Origin of the sequence: Stakelama flava, assembly GCF_019351405.1 — a bacterium.
In the GTDB taxonomy this organism is placed as follows: Bacteria; Pseudomonadota; Alphaproteobacteria; order Sphingomonadales; family Sphingomonadaceae; genus Sphingomonas; species Sphingomonas flava_A.
Map to the genome: position 1 here is coordinate 60,275 of NZ_JAHWZX010000004.1, position 17,760 is coordinate 78,034.

20 protein-coding genes are annotated in these 17,760 nt (G+C 62.0%); 6 read left to right on the plus strand and 14 right to left on the minus strand.

Annotated features, from left to right (window positions below; all coding sequences use genetic code 11):
- Positions 1 to 67: 67 nt before the first annotated feature.
- The 4 genes from KY084_RS05605 to KY084_RS05620 all read right to left on the minus strand — a co-directional run bounded on the left by KY084_RS05605 (position 68) and on the right by KY084_RS05620 (position 4,281).
- The gene (locus tag KY084_RS05605; protein ID WP_219237669.1) at positions 68 to 964 is read right to left on the minus strand and encodes a hydrogen peroxide-inducible genes activator; all 897 of its coding nucleotides are present in this window, start codon (positions 962 to 964) and stop codon (positions 68 to 70) included.
- Between the two features lie 116 nt (positions 965 to 1,080).
- Positions 1,081 to 2,664, minus strand: a complete 1,584-nt coding sequence (ahpF, locus tag KY084_RS05610; RefSeq protein WP_219237468.1) for an alkyl hydroperoxide reductase subunit F — start codon at positions 2,662 to 2,664, stop codon at positions 1,081 to 1,083.
- 95 nt (positions 2,665 to 2,759) lie between these two features.
- Positions 2,760 to 3,323, minus strand: a complete 564-nt coding sequence (gene ahpC / locus KY084_RS05615) for an alkyl hydroperoxide reductase subunit C (protein ID WP_219237469.1) — start codon at positions 3,321 to 3,323, stop codon at positions 2,760 to 2,762.
- Between the two features lie 196 nt (positions 3,324 to 3,519).
- Complete coding sequence (locus tag KY084_RS05620; protein WP_219237670.1) at positions 3,520 to 4,281, minus strand: sulfite exporter TauE/SafE family protein; 762 nt, start codon at positions 4,279 to 4,281, stop codon at positions 3,520 to 3,522.
- A 162-nt stretch (positions 4,282 to 4,443) separates the two neighbouring features.
- Here KY084_RS05620 and epsC point away from each other — a divergent pair, with 162 nt between their 5' ends.
- On the plus strand, positions 4,444 to 5,124 hold the full coding sequence (gene epsC, locus KY084_RS05625) for a serine O-acetyltransferase EpsC (protein WP_219237470.1): 681 nt from the start codon (positions 4,444 to 4,446) through the stop codon (positions 5,122 to 5,124).
- A complete protein-coding gene (locus KY084_RS05630; RefSeq protein WP_219237471.1) occupies positions 5,124 to 5,468 on the plus strand; it encodes a DUF2794 domain-containing protein in 345 nt (114 codons plus the stop codon). The genes epsC and KY084_RS05630 overlap by 1 nt, the downstream gene beginning before the upstream one ends.
- Before the next feature lie 121 nt (positions 5,469 to 5,589).
- Here KY084_RS05630 and KY084_RS05635 read toward each other — a convergent pair whose 3' ends face one another.
- The 9 genes from KY084_RS05635 to KY084_RS05675 form a co-directional block, all read right to left on the minus strand.
- Entirely contained in the window at positions 5,590 to 6,498 is a 909-nt protein-coding gene (locus tag KY084_RS05635; RefSeq protein WP_219237472.1) for an SDR family NAD(P)-dependent oxidoreductase, read from the minus strand.
- Positions 6,499 to 6,603: 105 nt separating this feature from the next.
- Positions 6,604 to 6,897: a hypothetical protein gene (locus tag KY084_RS05640; protein WP_219237473.1), complete on the minus strand. Its 294-nt coding sequence runs from the start codon at positions 6,895 to 6,897 to the stop codon at positions 6,604 to 6,606.
- 92 nt (positions 6,898 to 6,989) lie between these two features.
- Entirely contained in the window at positions 6,990 to 7,682 is a 693-nt protein-coding gene (gene phoB / locus KY084_RS05645) for a phosphate regulon transcriptional regulator PhoB (RefSeq protein WP_219237474.1), read from the minus strand.
- Positions 7,679 to 8,380 carry a phosphate signaling complex protein PhoU gene (gene phoU, locus KY084_RS05650; RefSeq protein ID WP_219237475.1) on the minus strand — a complete coding sequence of 234 codons (702 nt, stop codon included), beginning with the start codon at positions 8,378 to 8,380 and terminating at the stop codon, positions 7,679 to 7,681. Before phoU ends, phoB begins: the two co-directional genes overlap by 4 nt.
- A gap of 17 nt (positions 8,381 to 8,397) precedes the next feature.
- The gene (pstB, locus tag KY084_RS05655) at positions 8,398 to 9,144 is read right to left on the minus strand and encodes a phosphate ABC transporter ATP-binding protein PstB (RefSeq protein ID WP_246586938.1); all 747 of its coding nucleotides are present in this window, start codon (positions 9,142 to 9,144) and stop codon (positions 8,398 to 8,400) included.
- Positions 9,145 to 9,221: 77 nt separating this feature from the next.
- Complete coding sequence (gene pstA / locus KY084_RS05660) at positions 9,222 to 10,502, minus strand: phosphate ABC transporter permease PstA (RefSeq protein ID WP_425516719.1); 1,281 nt, start codon at positions 10,500 to 10,502, stop codon at positions 9,222 to 9,224.
- Positions 10,495 to 11,871, minus strand: coding sequence for a phosphate ABC transporter permease subunit PstC (gene pstC / locus KY084_RS05665; RefSeq protein ID WP_219237477.1), 1,377 nt, complete (start codon positions 11,869 to 11,871; stop codon positions 10,495 to 10,497). Before pstC ends, pstA begins: the two co-directional genes overlap by 8 nt.
- 76 nt (positions 11,872 to 11,947) lie before the next feature.
- On the minus strand, positions 11,948 to 12,994 hold the full coding sequence (locus KY084_RS05670) for a substrate-binding domain-containing protein (protein ID WP_219237478.1): 1,047 nt from the start codon (positions 12,992 to 12,994) through the stop codon (positions 11,948 to 11,950).
- A gap of 126 nt (positions 12,995 to 13,120) precedes the next feature.
- Complete coding sequence (locus KY084_RS05675) at positions 13,121 to 14,338, minus strand: sensor histidine kinase (RefSeq protein ID WP_219237479.1); 1,218 nt, start codon at positions 14,336 to 14,338, stop codon at positions 13,121 to 13,123.
- 103 nt (positions 14,339 to 14,441) lie between these two features.
- Here KY084_RS05675 and KY084_RS05680 point away from each other — a divergent pair, with 103 nt between their 5' ends.
- The 4 genes from KY084_RS05680 to KY084_RS05695 are packed head-to-tail and all read left to right on the plus strand — an operon-like array spanning position 14,442 to position 16,982.
- A complete protein-coding gene (locus tag KY084_RS05680) occupies positions 14,442 to 14,837 on the plus strand; it encodes a hypothetical protein (RefSeq protein WP_219237480.1) in 396 nt (131 codons plus the stop codon).
- A gap of 5 nt (positions 14,838 to 14,842) precedes the next feature.
- The gene (locus tag KY084_RS05685) at positions 14,843 to 15,118 is read left to right on the plus strand and encodes an HPr-rel-A system PqqD family peptide chaperone (RefSeq protein WP_219237481.1); all 276 of its coding nucleotides are present in this window, start codon (positions 14,843 to 14,845) and stop codon (positions 15,116 to 15,118) included.
- Positions 15,115 to 15,978 carry an HprK-related kinase A gene (locus KY084_RS05690; protein WP_219237482.1) on the plus strand — a complete coding sequence of 288 codons (864 nt, stop codon included), beginning with the start codon at positions 15,115 to 15,117 and terminating at the stop codon, positions 15,976 to 15,978. Before KY084_RS05685 ends, KY084_RS05690 begins: the two co-directional genes overlap by 4 nt.
- Complete coding sequence (locus KY084_RS05695; protein ID WP_219237483.1) at positions 15,975 to 16,982, plus strand: nucleotidyltransferase domain-containing protein; 1,008 nt, start codon at positions 15,975 to 15,977, stop codon at positions 16,980 to 16,982. The genes KY084_RS05690 and KY084_RS05695 overlap by 4 nt, the downstream gene beginning before the upstream one ends.
- Here KY084_RS05695 and KY084_RS05700 read toward each other — a convergent pair.
- On the minus strand, positions 16,967 to 17,650 hold the full coding sequence (locus tag KY084_RS05700; protein ID WP_219237484.1) for an HAD-IA family hydrolase: 684 nt from the start codon (positions 17,648 to 17,650) through the stop codon (positions 16,967 to 16,969). The genes KY084_RS05695 and KY084_RS05700 overlap by 16 nt on opposite strands.
- Positions 17,651 to 17,760: the final 110 nt, after the last annotated feature.

Below are 17,760 nucleotides of genomic sequence, written 5' to 3' on the forward strand. Positions count from 1 at the left end.
ATCTTGTGCGTATGAACAGGTACGGTTCAACCCCGAAATGGTTGCGGCGCGACAGCTAATTTGATCGTCAAACTTCGGCCAGCGCCTTCGCCAACAAGCGGAAATCGCGTTCGCGCGGGCTCGCTTTTCGCCAGATCAGCGCGATTCTTCGCGACGCGCGTTCGGCTTCGATCGGACGCACTACGATATTGGTCCCGTCCAATATGCCTGAATGTACCGCCATTTCGGGAAGCATCGTCACGCCAAGGCCGTTATCGACCATCTGCACGATGGTGTGCAGCGACGTACCCATCATCGTTGCCTGTCCGCGCAAATCCGGATTGTTGCACGCGGCAAGGGCATGGTCCTTCAGGCAGTGCCCGTCTTCCAGCAACAGGAGGCGGGTGTCGTCGATATCCTCCGCCACAACCGGCGAATCGATGCGTTCGCTCTCGCCATCGGGAAAGGCGACGTAAAGCCGGTCGTCGAACAGCGTTTCGATCTCGACATCGCCACACGCATAGGGAAGCGCCAGAAGCACGCAATCGCTGCGCCCCTGATGCAGTCCCTCGCACGCCGCGGCGCTCGGCTCTTCGCGAAGGAACAGCTTCAGATCGGGATATTCCTTGCGCAGGCGCGGCAATATTCGCGGCAGCAGGAAGGGGGCAATGGTCGGAATGACGCTCATTCGCAGGTCGCCGGAAAGCGGCTGACCCGCGGCGCGCGCAATATCGCCAAGGTCTTCGGTTTCGCGCAGCACCTTGCGCGCCTTCGCAACGATCTGTTCGCCCAGGGGGGTAAAGCGCACGACCCGACGGGTGCGTTCGACCAGCGTGATGCCGATCAGCGTCTCCAATTCGCGAATGCCCGCCGAAAGCGTTGATTGCGTGACGTAGCACGCTTCGGCGGCGCGCCCGAAATGGCCGGCCTCGTGCAGGGCGACGAGATATTGAAGCTGTTTGATGGTGGGCAGATAGGTGGTCAGCGCTGGTCTCCGCGTGGGTGTCGCCCGCCTATCTAATCGGTGTACGCGCAGAGACAATGTCCCCGTCCGTCTCGCAGTGGCGCGCGGACGGGGATAAAAGCGTTTTGGCCGAAAATTCAGGCGGGTTCGAGTTCGCCCACCTGTTGCGCGGGAAGGCGAATCAGATAATCGAAGGCTGAAAGCGCTGCGATCGATCCCGCACCCATCGCCACCACGATCTGCTTATACGGAACGGTGGTCGCATCGCCCGCCGCGAAGATACCCGGTTGCGACGTTTCGCCGCGCGCATCGATCTCTATCTCGCCATGTTTGGAAAGGGCGACCGCGTCCTTCAGCCATTCGGTATTAGGCACCAGCCCGATCTGCACGAAGATGCCTTCCAGCGCGACCTCATGCATCTCGCCATGGTTGCGGTCCTTGTAGGTCAGGCCCACCACCTTCTCGCCATCGCCGCGTACTTCGGTGGTCATCGCGGATGTAATGATCTTCACATTGGGCAGGCTTGCGAGCTTGCGCTGCAGCACGGCATCGGCGCGAAGTTCGCTCGCATATTCGATGAGCGTGACGTGCGCGACGATTCCGGCAAGATCGATTGCGGCCTCAACCCCCGAATTACCCCCGCCGATAACCGCGACTCGCTTGCCCTTGAACAGCGGGCCGTCGCAATGCGGGCAATAGGCAACGCCCTTGTTGCGATATTCGTCTTCGCCCGGAACGTTGATCTTGCGCCAGCGCGCGCCGGTGGAAAGGATGATCGAGCGCGCCTTCAGCGACCCGCCATTGGCCAGGCGCAGTTCGTGCAGACCGCCTTCTTCCTTTGCGGGGATCAGCTTTTCCGCCGTCTGCAGGTTCATCACGTCGACTTCATTGTCCTTGACATGCTGTTCCAGCTGCACGGCGAGTTTTGGCCCTTCGGTATAGGGAACGGAGATGAAATTCTCGATGCCCATGGTGTCGAGCACCTGGCCGCCAAAGCGTTCGGCCGCGACACCCACGCGGATACCCTTGCGCGCGGCATAGACGGCCGATGCAGCACCGGCGGGACCGCCGCCGACGATGAGCACGTCAAAGGGGTCTTTTTTCGACAGCTTCTCGGCCGCCTTTTCATCGGCGCCGCTATCGAGCTTCGACACGATCTGCTCCAGTTCCATCCGGCCTTGGCCGAACGGTTCGCCGTTCAGATAGACCGACGGCACCGCCATCACCTTGCGGCTTTCGACCTCGTCCTGGAATAGCGCTCCATCAATCGCGGTGTGTTTGATGTTCGGGTTCAGAACCGCCATCAGGTTCAGCGCCTGAACGACATCGGGGCAGTTCTGGCAGGAAAGCGAAAAATAGGTTTCGAATTCATACGCGCCTTCGATCCCCTGGATCGTTTCGATCAGGTCGCGGCTTTCTTTCGACGGATGGCCGCCGACCTGAAGCAAGGCGAGGACGAGCGAGGTGAATTCATGGCCCATGGGCAACCCGGCGAACCGAACGCCGATATCGGTTCCGGCGCGCCGGATCAGGAAGCTGGGTGAACGCTTGTCAGTTTCGCGCGCAACTTCAACCTTTTCCGAAAGCGCAGCGATATCGTTCAGAAGCGCTTCCAGCTCGACCGACTTGGCATCGTCGCCCAGGCTGGCAACGAGCTCGATCGGCTGCTGAATCTTCTCGAGATACGCCTTGAGCTGCTGCTTCATATTGTCGTCGAGCATGTGAAGACTCCGTGTGTTTCAGATACAAAACGGCCCGGGACGGTGGGTTTCCGCCCCGGGCCGCCGTTCAAACCCAAAGGGGGCTTGGGTCGCGCTTAAATCTTGCCGACAAGGTCGAGCGAAGGTGCAAGCGTCTTTTCGCCTTCTTCCCATTTCGCGGGGCAGACTTCGCCGGGATTGTTGCGAATATATTGCGCAGCCTTGATCTTGCGCAGCAGTTCCGTGGCATTGCGGCCGACGCCTTCCGACGTGATTTCAACCAGCTGGATCACGCCATCGGGATCGATGACAAAGGTGCCGCGATCGGCCAGGCCCTGGCCATCGCGCAGCACGTCGAAGTTGGTCGCGATCGAATGGTTCTGGTCGCCAAGCATAAAGAAATCGATCTTGCCGATTGCGGGCGAGCTGTCATGCCACGCCTTGTGGCTGAAATGGGTGTCGGTCGAAACCGAGAAAACCTCGACGCCCATGTCCTGCAGCTTGGGATAGATGCCGGCCAGATCTTCCAGTTCGGTCGGGCAGACGAACGTAAAATCGGCCGGGTAGAAGAAGAACACGGCCCATTTGCCCTTGACGTCGCCATCGCTGACTTCGACGAACTTGCCCTGCTTGTACGCCTGGGTGGTGAATGGTTTCAGCGTGTCGCCGATCTTAGCCATAAGTGTTTCTCCTGCTTCGATGAAAGGGGCGAACCCCGTTTGTGCCATGCAGCATATAGGGGGCGTTGAAGCGGCTTCCAAATGGGAAGCCTCGTTTGTACAAATCGAAAAACTCGATCAAAACCGCCATGTTGATCGACGTCGCGTATCATGTTGCGAATGCGTGGAAAAAATCCCGCACTTGCGTAAAGGCCCCTTACAGCAACGCCCTGACCAGATTATAGATGCTGGTCAGCGTAAGGATCGTGCCCACCATTAGCAGCAGCGTCTTCGGGGCGAGCCGCCGCGCCAGCAGTGCACCGAACGGCGCCGCGATTACCCCGCCCACCAGCAGCCCCGCGGTTGCCAGCGTAAAGGCGGCAAGTCCAAGCTGGGTGAGGAAAGTCGCGGAAATGGTTACGGTGACGAAAAATTCCGCCGTGTTGACCGTACCTACCGTGGTGCGCGGACTGGCCCCCTGCGCCAGCAGGTTGGACGTGACCACCGGCCCCCATCCGCCGCCGCCCGCCGCGTCGAGAAAACCGCCGGCCAAGCCCAGCGGCTCGACGATGCGGGGCGCGCGTTCCTGCGGCGGAAAGCGCACCCCGCGATATATCAGGTAAACGCCGATCGCGGTCAGATAGGCGAGAATGAAGGGCTTGGCGACCGCGGCATCGATATTGGCCAGAACATATGCGCCCAGTGCGCCGCCGATCATTCCGGGCACCGCCAGACGTCCGAACAGCCGCCAGTTCACATTGCGTTGAAGCGCATGCGAGATTCCCGAAACCATCGTGGTGAAACTCTCCACCGTATGCACCCCGGCCGAAGCGGCCGCGGGCGGCACGCCCAGCGAGAGAAGCAGTGTGTTCGATATGACCCCAAATGCCATGCCCAGCGCACCGTCAATGATCTGGGCAAGGAAACCGACACCGGCAAAGGCTAGGAACGCCTGATAGTCAAACCCGGACACGTCCATCTTCATCACTCCTGCCGCAAATATTGCGGAAACGCGATCAGGGCAGGATTTTGTAATTCCTACAAGATAGATAGACTTTAGGGCAGTGATAAACAAATCCCGTGGCGCTGGAATTCGTTGTCCGCGTTCCCTAAATTGGCGCGCTGGAAAGGGGAGCCGCGCATGGTTCGGCAGTTGATTGCCTATCTCGATTCGATTCGCGAACGCGATCCGGCGCCGCGATCGCGTGCGGAAATCCTGCTATATCCCGGCGTATGGTCGCTTTTCTTTCATCGCATTGCGCACCGGTTGTTTCGTGCGCGCCTGTTCTTCCTCGCGCGCGCAGTGAACCATCTGTCGCGCTTCCTCACTGGAAATGACATTCATCCAGGCGCGACGGTCGGTCGCAACCTGTTCATCGATCACGGCTTTTCGGTGATCGGGGAGACCGCCGAGATTCACGACAATGTCACCATCTATCAGCATGTCACATTGGGCGGGACCAGCCCCGACGACGGTATCGGCGGCAAGCGCCATCCCACCATTCGCGATGGTGCGATTTTGGGATCGGGCGCTCAGGTGCTCGGTCCGGTGACGGTGGGGCGCGGCGCGCGGATCGGCGCGAACGCAGTGGTTACGCGCGACGTGCCCGAAGGCGCCACCATGGTCGGTATCCCTGCGCGCCCGACCATGGTGGAAGGCGGTGCGACGAAGCCCGATTTCGTACCCTATGGTACGCCGTGCACCGAAATGTTCGATCCGGCACGCCAGCAGGTCGAAATCCTGCGCTGCGAACTGGAGGTGATGCGCAAACGGCTGGACGCTATGCTTGCCGAACAAGAGGACCGCCGCGACCGCGCTTGATGGGTACGGTAACGCCATTTCCCGGCCCGCGGCGGCAGGATGGGCAGGTCGGCTTCGAACGCGCCGAACTGATGCGTATTCTCGATCTGTACGGCCGGATGGTCGCCGCCGGGCACTGGCGGGACTATGCGATGGATTTCGGGCGGGAAGCGGCAAGTTTCTCGGCCTTTCGCCGGACCGCCGAGCGACCCGAATTCCGTATCGAAAAACGCCCGGCGTTGCGCAATCGGCAGGGAATGTGGTCGTTGTTGAACGAAGCGGGGATGGTGCTCAAGCGCGGTCAGGAACTTGGCGCCGTGCTTGCCCCGGTGGAACGGCGTCTGGTCAAGCTGGTCGGCGAATAATCAAGACCATCAGCATGGGCAGGAGCCGCATGCACAAGGCAATCATCGCCAGTTGAAAGCATCTTCGCCTTCACCGTAATTGAGTCCGACCGCCATCGCCCCTGCCGTGCGGTTTCTCCGATCAGACGGCCATATTCTTTTGCAGTGTCGCGAAGATCGTCTGCGCCTGTTCCGCGCCCGATTGGGGCACGATTTCACCGGTGCGATCGGTGATGCGATCCCAGGCGGCGGCGACGCCGTCAGGGCTGAGTTCTTCGCCGTTCAGGTGAACGCCGGGGGTCAGCGTGACATAGGACGCCTGGAACACGCCTGCGCCCGCACCGATGATCGCGTTGCTCGGCGCGTCTTCCGAAACCAGATAGAGTGCGGCAGGCGCGACCTTTTCCGGGGAGAAGGCGTCGAACGCCGCTTCGGGGAAAATGTCCTCGGTCATGCGTGTCCCCGCCGTCGGCGCGATGGTGTTGACGCGGATGCCGTATTTCGCGCCTTCCAGATAAAGCGTCTTGGTGAGGCCGGCGAGGCCGAGTTTCGCCGCGCCGTAATTGGCCTGCCCGAAATTGCCGAACAGGCCGGTGGAAGAGGCCGTCATCAGGATGCGGCCGTAATTCTGCTCGCGCATGGTTTCCCATACCGCTTTTGTGCAATTGGCCGATCCGTTGAGGTGCACGTCGACGACGAAGCGAAAATCCTCCGGCGTCATCTTGGCAAAGCTCTTGTCGCGAAGCACGCCGGCATTGTTGATCAGGATATGGACGCCGCCCCATTTTTCCTTTGCGCGGGCGACCATCTCTTCCATCTGGGCGAAATCCGTTACGCTGCCGCCGTTGGGCATCGCGCTGCCGCCCGTCGCCTCAATCTCCTCCACCACCTTTGCCGCCGCGTCGGAATGCCCGGTGCCGTCGCGCGAGCCGCCCAGATCGTTGACGACAACCTTTGCGCCCAGCCGGGCGAGGTCGAGGGCATAGGCACGGCCCAACCCGCCGCCTGCACCGGTTACGATGGCGACGCGATCATCGAAGCGAATGGACATTAAAAAAGCTCCCGAAACATACGGGAGCCGCACTAACCCAGTTTCTAGCCGGGTAAAAGAAGGGCGGGCGCAGCGGTCAGGCCGCGCCCGTTCCCATGGGCGCGATCAGCCTCCGCGCTGGCGGCACCCGTCGGTCTGCCCACGTTTGCAGACAGGATATTCCGCCTTTGGAGCAGGGGCGGGATACGCCTGAGACACCGGCGGCGATGCCTTGAAAATCACCTTTTGCCCCGGCTTGGGCTGAACCGGCATCGGCGGTTGGTCGGGCTGATACCCGCCACGGTGATCACCATTGTTCATTGTGGCGTCCTGCTGCGGATTGCTGCCCTGCATGTCCTGCGCGTTGGCGAGGGCAGGAGCCCCGATCGCGAGCGCGGCTGTCATCAGAATCAGTTTCATACGACTCTCCAGCTGTTCGTAAGCGCCATTGGTGCGCTGCGGGGAGAAACGAGCCGGAGCGAGAATCTATCCGTTATTCTTTGCCTGTCGCGTTATGTGCCGGAATCGAGGGCATAGCCCGCCGAGCGGACGGTGCGGATGATATCGGGCTTTCCGCCTTCGTTGATCGCCTTGCGCAGCCGCCGGATATGCACGTCCACGGTGCGCGATTCGATATCCGAATCATGCCCCCAGACCGCGTCGAGCAGCCGTTCGCGCGAAAATACCCAGCCAGGATGTTCCAGAAAATGTTTGAGCAGGCGGAATTCGGTGGGGCCGAGCGGCACCACTTCGCCGCCGCGCCGCACCTTGTGCCCCACCGTATCCATTTCGACATCGGCATAGGTGAGTTGTTCGCCCGCAAGCGCGGGCCGCACGCGGCGGAGCACCGCGTTCACACGGGCGATCAATTCGCGCGGGGAAAAAGGTTTGGTGACATAATCGTCCGCGCCGGTTTCAAGGCCTCGAACCCGATCCTCCTCCTCGCCTCGCGCGGTCAGCATGATGATCGGAACATTCGCGGTTTCGGGCATCCGGCGCAGCCTGCGGCACACCTCAATCCCCGACAGCCCCTCGACCATCCAGTCGAGCAACACGATGTCGGGGGTCATTTCGCGTGCGAGCAGCAACGCCTCTTCACCATCGACGGTGTGGCGAATCGCGAAATCTTCCCGCCGGAAATGATAGGTCAGAAGTTCCGCCAGCGCGGCGTCATCCTCGACCAGCAGCATGTCGGCACGGTTCATCCTGCATCCCCGTTCAGTGGCACCGGATCGCCCTGATCGCGATCCCCCAGATGATCGCCGGTGGCGGCGTAATAGACCATTTCGGCGACATTGGTCGCATGGTCGCCGACGCGTTCCAGATTCTTGGCGATGAACAACAGGTGCGCCGACTGGCTGATGCTCGTCGGGTTTTCCATCATGAAGGTGACGAGCGTGCGGAAGATCGAATTATAGAAATCGTCGACCGCGCGGTCACGCTCGCACACGCGCTGCGCCGCTTCGGGATCGCGCGCGGCGAACGCGTCGAGCACGTCGCGCACCATGTCGGTCGCCATGTGCGCCATGGCGGGGAGCAGCGAAAGCGGTTCGATATGCCCGTCGCCGCGAATGGCGGGCACGCGCCGCGCGATATTCTTGGCATAATCGCCGATCCGTTCGACCACGCCGGCAATCTTCAGCGCCGCGACCACTTCGCGCAGATCGTCGGCCATCGGCGCGCGCAGTGCGATCAGGCGGACGGCAAGCCTTTCGACCTCCGTTTCCAGCCGGTCGATTTCCTTGTCGCCGTCGATGATCCGCGCGGCCGCTTCCAGATCATGGCGTTTCAACGCCACCATTGATGCCTCGATCGCGGATTCGGCCAGCCCGCCCATCTGCGCGATCAGGCCGCGAAGTTCGCCGATATCCTCGTCGAATGCCTTTACCGTATGCTCGTTCATCGCAGTTTCCATCCGGATCAGCCGTATCGGCCGGTGATATAGTCCTTGGTGCGCTCTTCGCGCGGATTGGTGAAAATTTCCGACGTTTCGCCATATTCGACCAAATGGCCGAGGTGGAAGAACGCCGTCTTTTGCGATACGCGCGCTGCCTGCTGCATATTATGCGTGACGATCACGATCGCATATTTACCGCGAAGCGCGTGGATCAGCTCCTCGATCTTCGCCGTTGCGATAGGATCGAGCGCCGAGCATGGTTCATCCATCAGGATGACTTCGGGATCGACGGCGATCGCGCGCGCGATACACAGCCGCTGCTGCTGACCGCCCGAAAGCGCGGTGCCGCTGTCGTCGAGCCGGTCCTTCACCTCTTCCCAAAGCCCCGCCCGTTTTAGGGCGCTTTCCACGATGCCGTCCAGATCGCGCTTCGCGGGCGCAAGGCCATGGATGCGCGGACCATAGGCGACATTTTCATAGATCGATTTGGGAAAGGGGTTGGGCTTTTGAAACACCATGCCGACCCGCGCGCGAAGCTGAACCACGTCCATGTCCGGCGAATAAATGTCTTCGCCATCCAGCGTGATGTCGCCCGTCACCCGTGCGATCGGGATCGTGTCGTTCATCCGGTTCAGCGTACGAAGGAAGGTGGACTTGCCGCAGCCCGACGGGCCGATAAAGGCGGTTACATTTTCCATATCGACATCGATCGACACGTCCCGGATCGCGTGACTGGTGCCATAGAAGACGTTCACGTCGCGCGCGGCCATCTTGATATGCGTTTCGCGCTTCGGCGTCGCACGCTCGGTATTGTCGGTGCGAACGGCGGGGGCTTGGGTATCGGTCATTACCAGCGGGTCTCGAAACGGTTGCGGAGATAGATGGCGAGGGCGTTCATCGCGAGCAGGAACAGCAACAGCACGATGATCGCGGCTGAGGTTCGTTCGACAAAGCCGCGGCTGATCTGATCCGACCACAGGAAAATCTGCACGGGCAGCACCGTGGCTGGGTCGGTCAGTCCTTCCGGCGGCTGGGCGATAAAGGCACGCATTCCGATCATCAGCAGCGGCGCCGTTTCGCCCAGCGCGCGCGCCATGCCGATGATCGTGCCGGTAAGGATGCCGGGCAGGGCGAGCGGCAGGACGTGGTGAAAGATCACCTGTACCTTGCTTGCGCCGACGCCCAGCGCCGCGTCGCGGATCGAGGGCGGCACCGCCTTGATCGCGTTGCGGCTGGCGATAACGATGACCGGCATGATCATCAGCGCCAGCGTCAGCCCGCCGACCAGCGAGGCTGATCGCGGCAGGTTCATGAAGCTGAGGAACACGGCAAGGCCAAGCAGCCCGAAGATGATCGAGGGCACGGCCGCCAGATTGTTGATCGATACCTCGATCAGGTCGGTCCAGCGGTTTTTACGGGCATATTCTTCAAGATATACTGCCGAAAGCACGCCGATGGGGAAGGCGATGGCCAGCGTCACCAGCATGGTGAACAGCGATCCCTTCACCGCGCCCCAGATGCCGACATCGGTCGGATCAGTCGAATCGGCGGACATCAGGAAGCCGAAATCGAACGAGGAGCCGATCATATCGTGCTGCTTCAGCTTTGCCGCGATCGCCTGCATTTCGGGCTTTCCCGCCCCGTCGAGCGCGCTTTTCAGGTCCTGTGACACCGGCACGGAGATCGCTGCCTTTCGGTTCAGCAACGATGGATCATCCTTCAGTGCATCGCGAACACCGGTCCAGGCATGCGGCGAAATCACATCGGGACCGTGCGCACCAAAGGCGGCTGTCGCCGAGCGTTCGACCAGTTCTTCCAAACCCGCACCCGCCAGCGCCAGATCGGCACCCCGGCTTTCAAGCTGCTGTGGTGTAACGTCGAGTTGTGCCGCCCGAAAATCGATCGGCAGCGTAACTTCGGTGCGCGTAAAGCCGGCAATGCCGTTCGACAGCATAGTAATCAGCAAAAAGGCGAGAAAACCGGCCGACAGCACGACCGCGCCCAGCCCGATCAGGCGGAATCGCCGTTCTGCGGCATAGCGACGTCGTATGCGCCGCTGCATCGCCGTGCCGCGCCAGTCGGTGGGGCGGCGCGGCGCGCCTGCGTCGGGGGCGGGCGGGTTATTCATAGGCCTCGCGATATTTCTTCACGACGCGCAGCGCGACGATGTTGAGCAGGAAAGTGATGACGAACAGCGTCAGCCCCAGCGCGAATGCGGCAAGCGTTTTCGGGCTGTCGAATTCCGCTTCGCCGGTCAGCAGGTCGACGATCTGCTTGGTGACCGTAGTGGCGCTTTCGAACGGGTTGAGCGTGATCGTCGCCGCGCCGGAGGCCGCCATCACCACGATCATCGTTTCCCCGATCGCGCGGCTGACGGCGAGCAGAATGCCCGCCACCACGCCGGGAAGCGAGGCGGGCAGCAGCACACGCCGGATGGTTTCCGACGTCGTCGCGCCCATGGCCAGCGATCCGTCGCGCATCGATGTCGGCACCGCCGCGATCGAATCGTCCGCCATCGAGGATACGAAGGGGATGATCATCACCCCCATCACCAGCCCGGCGGCAAGCGCGCTTTCGCTGCTGGCATATTCAAAGCCAAGCATGACGGCGAAATCGCGGATCGCGGGCGCTACGGTCAACGCGGCGAAATAGCCATAGACGACCGTCGGCACGCCGGCGAGAATCTCAAGAATCGGTTTCATCCATTTGCGCACGCGCGGCGCGGCATATTGGGTGAGGTAGATGGCGCTCATCAGCCCGAAGGGGATGGCTACGATCATCGCGATCACCGCGCCGATGAAGAATGTGCCCCAGAACAGTGGAACCGCGCCAAGCGATTTGCCCGGATCGGTCGAACTGATGACCTGCGGGCTCCAATGCGTGCCGAACAGGAAATCGGTGATCGGCACGACCGAGAAGAACCGCGCCGATTCGATCAGCAGCGAAACGAAAATGCCCAGCGTCGTCAGGATCGCGATCAGCGATGCTATCAGCAACACCAGCATGACCGTGCGTTCGACCCGGGTTCGCGCGCGAAACACCGGGCTGACCCGCGAATAGGCATAGGCGAAACCGGCAAAGGCCAGAAGGACAGTCAGCGCAGTGCCGATCCAGCTATAGCGCGTTTGCGCTTTGCCATAAGCGGGGGCGAGCACGCGCGCCTCTTCATTGAATGCGCCCGCATCGGGGTTGTTCGCCAGCCTGCGCGCTTCGCCCAGGATCGAATCGCGCTGAAACCCGAATTGCGGCAGCGTGCTTGCTGCGGGCGTTTCCAGCACGGCCTCGCGCACCAGCGAGGGCGAGATCGCCGACCATGCGGTGAGAAACAGCAAGGCGGGCAGCGCGGTCCACAGCGCGACATAGGTCGCGTGCTGGCCGGGGCGCGAATGGCTGCGTGTCGCCGAAACGCGGATCAGGCGCCCGGCGCGCGCCCGCGCCGTCAGCCAGCCGATCAGGCCGAGGCCGAGAACGAGGAAGAGAAGGGCGAAGGAATTCACGCTGCGACCGTCATTTCGTTGCGATTTGCAGGCGCGCCGGCGATGGCGCGCCCGTCATTTTTCAGAACCATGCCGATCAATGCAACTCATCATCAGCAAGCGTTTCGGCGGTGATCGTGGTGCCCTGATCGATAATGCGCTCACTTTGCTGACGAATATCGGCCGGGGCGGCGATCATCCCCTTGGCGACCAGTGGCCCGTCCGGGTCCCACATCTGGGTATATTCGTGCAGGAACTGCTTCATGCCGGGAACCGCGTTCAGATGCTGTTTCTTGACATAGATGAACAGCGGGCGCGCGCCCGGATAGGACCGATCGGCGATATTGGCATAGGTCGGTTCGACGCCGTTGACCGGCACGCCGTTCAGCCGGTCGCGATTTTCCTCAAGATAGCTGTAGCCGAATATCCCGATCGCATTGGGGCTGACGGTCAGGTTCTGGACGATGATATTGTCGTTTTCACCCTTGTCGACATAGGCACCGTCTTCGCGGATGCGCTGGCACCGATCCTTGAACGCGTCCTTGTCGCTTTCTTCCAGCTTCGCCGCCTGCGGATCGACTTCCTTGCAGCCTTTGGCGAGGATCAGTTCGGCCAGCGCATCGCGCGTGCCGCTGGTAGAGGGTGGGCCGAAAACCTGAATCGGCGTATGCGGAAGTTTGGGATTAACGTCGTTCCAGAATTTCGCCGTTTGCTGCTTGCCCATCGGATTGGCGGCAAGCGCGCGGTAGATGTCGGCGCGGGTCAGTTCGAGCTTCGGGCCCTTTTTCGATTCGGCAAAGGCAACGCCGTCCATGCCGACCTGGATTTCCATGATTCCGTCGACGCCGTTCTGGGTACAGGTCTGAAATTCGCCGGGTGTCATCCGGCGTGAAGCATCCTCGATATCGGGATGCTGAACGCCCACGCCGTTGCAGAACAGCTTCATTCCGCCGCCGGTGCCGGTCGATTCGATCACCGGCGTCTTGAGCGACGGATTGGCATTCACCATCGCTTCGGCAACCGCGGTGGAGAAGGGGTAGACGGTCGATGAGCCGACGATCTTCATATAATCGCGCGACGAATCCTGGCTGCAGCCGGTGACTGCGATCGCCGCCGCGGCGATGACGGTTAACCTGCCGAACATTTGCTTTCCCTTCCTGCTACCCGATATCCGCACGCCGGTGGCCAGCGGCGATCCGCATGTCCGATAGCGTGTTGTCAGGTCGCCAATGTTCCAATCGGGTTACGATACGATGACAGTGGTGTGATCTTATGATGACACGGGCTGCAAAGGCAGGTGCACGGTGACGGTGGTGCCCTTGCCCGGCGTGCTGGCGATATCCAGCCGTCCGCGATGCCGCTCGACGATATGTTTGACGATGGAAAGGCCAAGGCCGGTGCCGCCCATCGCGCGGCTTCGTCCCGAATCGATGCGATAAAATCGCTCGGTCAGGCGGGGAAGCTGATCGGGCGCGATGCCTTCGCCCTGATCGGTCACGCGAAGTTCCGCCATGCGGGTGCCGCTGGGGGTGAGGCGGATGGTGACGGGCGTGTCCGAATGTCCGTATTTCAACGCGTTGCCGATAATGTTGTGCAACAGTTGCGAAAGCTGCGCGCGGTCGCCCTTCACAGGGCGAATATCGGCGATGTCGAGTTTCAGGTGACTCGCGCGATCTTGTTGCGCCGCGCCGATCTCGGCGCATACTTCGCGGGTGAGCGCGGCAAGATCGACCTCGGCATCGGGTTCGCGATATTTTTCCGCCTCGATTCGCGACAGGCTCATCAGGTCGTCGACCAGACGCTGCATCCGCACCGCTTCGTTGAACATCACCGTCAGGAAACGCGCGCGAACCGCCGGGTCTTCGCCCGCTTCCTCACTCAGCGTTTCGATAAAGCCGATGATCGAGGCGAGCGGCGTTCGCAGTTCGTGGCTTGCATTGGCGACAAAATCGACCCGCATCCGTTCGGCGGCATAGCTGCCGGTGCGATCGGTCAGATGCACGATGCGCACGCTCCTGCCGACGCGCCGCACGCGCATTTCCCAACGTTGGTCGCGGGTGCCCAGCCCGACCAGATGGATCGGCGCGGTATCGTCTTCGCCGTGATCGCGGATCAGCCGTTCAGCGGCTGCCGGGTGACGGATGGCAAGCCGGACATCCTCCCCGACGATGTGACGACCGAGCAGCGCATGGGCGGCTTGGTTGGCGCGAACGACGCGGTTGTCGGTTACGATCAGCACCGGCTCCACGGCCGCCTCCAGAATGTCGGCGGCGGCGACATCGCTATCGCCGGGGGCGGGCCTTGGCAGTGCGGCTTCGGGGGATACCGGTTCGTCGCTTTCGGAAGCGGCGATCAATACCGCGGCGACCGAACCGACGAGCGCGATCAGCACGGCGTTGATATCCGCACCGAGCGCAAGGCCGGCAGACACGCTTATAACGGCGAGCAACAGCGCATAGAGTGTGCGATGTCCGAAAACGCCTTCCATTGTGCCGCAATAAGGCATTTTGCGTGAGAAATGGTAGCGGGTTCGATGCGCTTAACGACGTTTAACCGTTGCGAAACCAGCCGCATGGCAGGATGGTGGGCAAATGACCGACGAACCTTCTTCCGAACCCGGCGAGGTCAGTCGCCGTCGCGCGCTAATGCTGGGTGCGGTCGGTGCCAGTGCGGTAGTGTCGATCCGCCCTGCACTTGCGCAGACTGCGGCGTCGGTTTCGACGTGCGAAATTCCGGTGCCCGATCCGGCGCGCGCGGGAAGCTATATCGCGGCCGATGGCTCGCTGGTTCCGGCCGGAACGCCTGGCGCGTTTGCGCCGCCCGCCGCCCCGTTCAAGGGCGAGGATGTGAAGCGCGCCATGCACGGCGGTCAGCTTCCCGGCACCGATTACGAAAGCAATCAGGCCTATATGCAATATATCCGGCGGCTTCAGCGCGGGACGAGCGGCTTTACCTGTTTCGCATCGCTGCAAATGCCGCGCGGCTGATTCGCATGGCCGGGCCGCAATACCTGGCGGAGCCGGCCCGGCGGATCAAATCCGTCCGCCTGGGCGGGATAACCGCGCTGTTCCACCGACCCTCGGCGCGGACGCATCTGGTCGGGTCGCCGGTGCCGGAGATACTCGACGCGTTGCAGGAAACCGCGATGGATGCCAACGCACTCCTTACCTTTCTCCAAGATCGCTATGAGGTCGCGGATGCCGATCCCGCTTCGCTTGCCGCGCGGCTGGCCGAACTTGAAGCGGCGGGGCTTGTCCGCGTCGCATGAGACATAGCGTATCGCTGAAAATCGGTCCGGTCGGCTTTCGCATCGGATCGGATTGGCGCGTGCCCATCGCGGCGCTCAAAGACCTGTATCGCGATTATCCCGCGCCCGATGATGGTATCGCTGATTTCAACGTCCGGCTGTTCGCCGCACGGTTCTGGCGGCGTTTCATTCGGCCCTCAGTGATGATCGGCGGCGATTACATTATTCCCGACGCAGCGCCGCTTCCGCTCGAAATGGGGCTGTTGGCGGCGGAGATGGGGATGAACCTGCAAATGGCGCTTGGGCAGCGGCGCTATTTGTTGCTCCATGCCTCTGCCGTGGTACGCGACGGGAAAGCGTTGTTGATGTCCGGCGTGTCGGGGGCGGGCAAATCGACGCTCGCGGCGCTGCTGATGGCGCGCGGGTGGCGGTTGATGGGCGACGAATTCGCGCTGATCGATCCGATGAGCGGGCTGGTTTACGGCTTTCCCCGCCTGATCAGCCTGAAAAACGCGGCCATCGGCTTGATGCGAAGCACGCTTCCGCAAGGACGATTCGGCCCGCTGATGAAGGCGACGCCAAAGGGTAATATCCGCCATCTGGTCCCCGACGCGCAAGCTATCGCCGCGATGGAAACGCCAGCACGGCCCGCGCTGATCCTTTTTCCGACCTTCGGCCATGCGCCTGCCGAACGTGCGGTGGACGAAGCCGAGGCCTTTGTCCGGCTGACCCAGGCATCGACCAATTTCGTCGGACTGGGCCAAGCGGGGTTCGATACGCTTACCCGTCTGGTGCGCGAGGTGCCCGCGCGCGCGATCGACTATCCCGACACCGAAAGCGCGCTTCGGCTGGTCGAAGATTTGTGGAGCGCGACGGCATGAGCGCGCGGCTGGTCGTCGAAACGCTGCGCGAACCGGCACGCTGCGAACGCTATGACGCGGCACAATGGAACGCGCTGATCGCGGCGGCGCGCGCGGAGCAGATTATCGGCACGCTCGCCTGCCGGTTGGACGGGCTTTCGTTGCCGGTTGCCGCGAAGCGCATTCTGGACGACGCGCGTGCCTTGGCCGAGGTGGGGCGAACGCTGGCGCTGTGGGAAGCCGAAGCGGCACGGCGCGCGCTTGCGCCGCTGGGCGTGCCTGTTTTGCTGCTGAAAGGAACTGCCTTCGTTGCCGCCGGGCTGAAAGCCGGGGTGGGGCGGTCGATCGGTGACCTTGATATTCTGGTGCCGCGCGGCGCGCTCGACAGCGTGCAGGATGCACTGCTTGCCGCCGGGTGGGAATGGGTAAAGCCCGATCCGTATGACGATGCCTATTATCGCCAATGGATGCACGAACTGCCGCCGCTGATCCATCGCGATCGCGACCGGATGATCGATGTTCACCACACGATCCTGCCGCTGACCGCGCGGATCACCCCGGACGCCGATGCGATTATCGCGGATAGCGAAGCGCTTCAAAACGGGCTTCGCGTGCCGCAGCCCAATGACCTGCTATGCCATGCCGCGGCGCATCTGTTCGCCGATGGCGAGATGCTGGGCGGGGTGCGCAACCTGTGGGATATTCACTGCCTGCTGGAAGAGTTGGGCACTGACGGATTGGAAGCACGGGCGCGGCTCCACGGATTGCATCACCACGTCATGCGCGCAGTGCGGCTGTCGCACGATCTGTACGGCACCGATATCCCGATCGACTGGCGCGTTCGCGACCCCGCCGACGCACTTTTCAAACGGCGGCTTCTCGCGCGCGACGGATGGGGCAGGGTCCGCCCCAAATGGATCGAGCATGTATTTTATCTGCGTGGCCACTGGTTGCGAATGCCGCCGGCAATGCTCGCGCGCCATCTATGGACCAAATGGCGAAAGGGCTATCACCCGGTGGGTTGATCCAGCCGTTCGAGCGTCGGAAGCAAGTCGGCGTAGGAATCGATTACCGCATCGGCGCCCAGTTCCTCGACCGGGCCGGTCACGAATCCGAAACTGACCGCGATTGCCGGAACGCCTGCATTTTGTGCCGCCTGAATATCGTAGATTGAGTCGCCGACGAACGCGGTGCGACCGCCCCCGCAACGGCGGATCATTTCGTCGATGGGCGCACGGTGCGGCTTGGCAAAGCTCTTTCCCATCGTGTCGCCGCCGATCAGGCACGCAAAGGAATCGCGCAGGCCGATTTCGCGCATCAGTTTTTCGGCGAGCGATTCGAACTTGTTGGTCACGATCGCGGTTTTCACGCCGCGTTCGTGCAGCGAAGCGATGGCGTCGGGCAATCCGTCAAAGACAACCGAATGATCCGCGATGTGCGCTTCGTAAAAGCCAAGCAGTTCCTTGTGCAAACGGCGGAATTCCGCCTCGTCGCATCCGCCCGTTTCGTCCAGCGCGAGGCGAAGCATGTTTTTCGCACCGCCACCGATCTTTGACCGGATGTCTTGTACCGACAGCGGTTCGCGTCCCGCGAGCACCAGCGCGTGATTGACCGCCGCCGCAAGATCGCCGCTGGTGTCGAGCAGCGTGCCGTCGAGGTCGAAACCGACAATGTCGAAGGGAAAATCGCTCATGACGGGCGGACATGCCCGCTCGCCTATGGAAAAGGCAAGGCTCACATGGCAGGGCGGGTGCGATGGAAGCGATCGCCGGTTGCGCGCCTGTCGCAGCACCGCACGCGCTT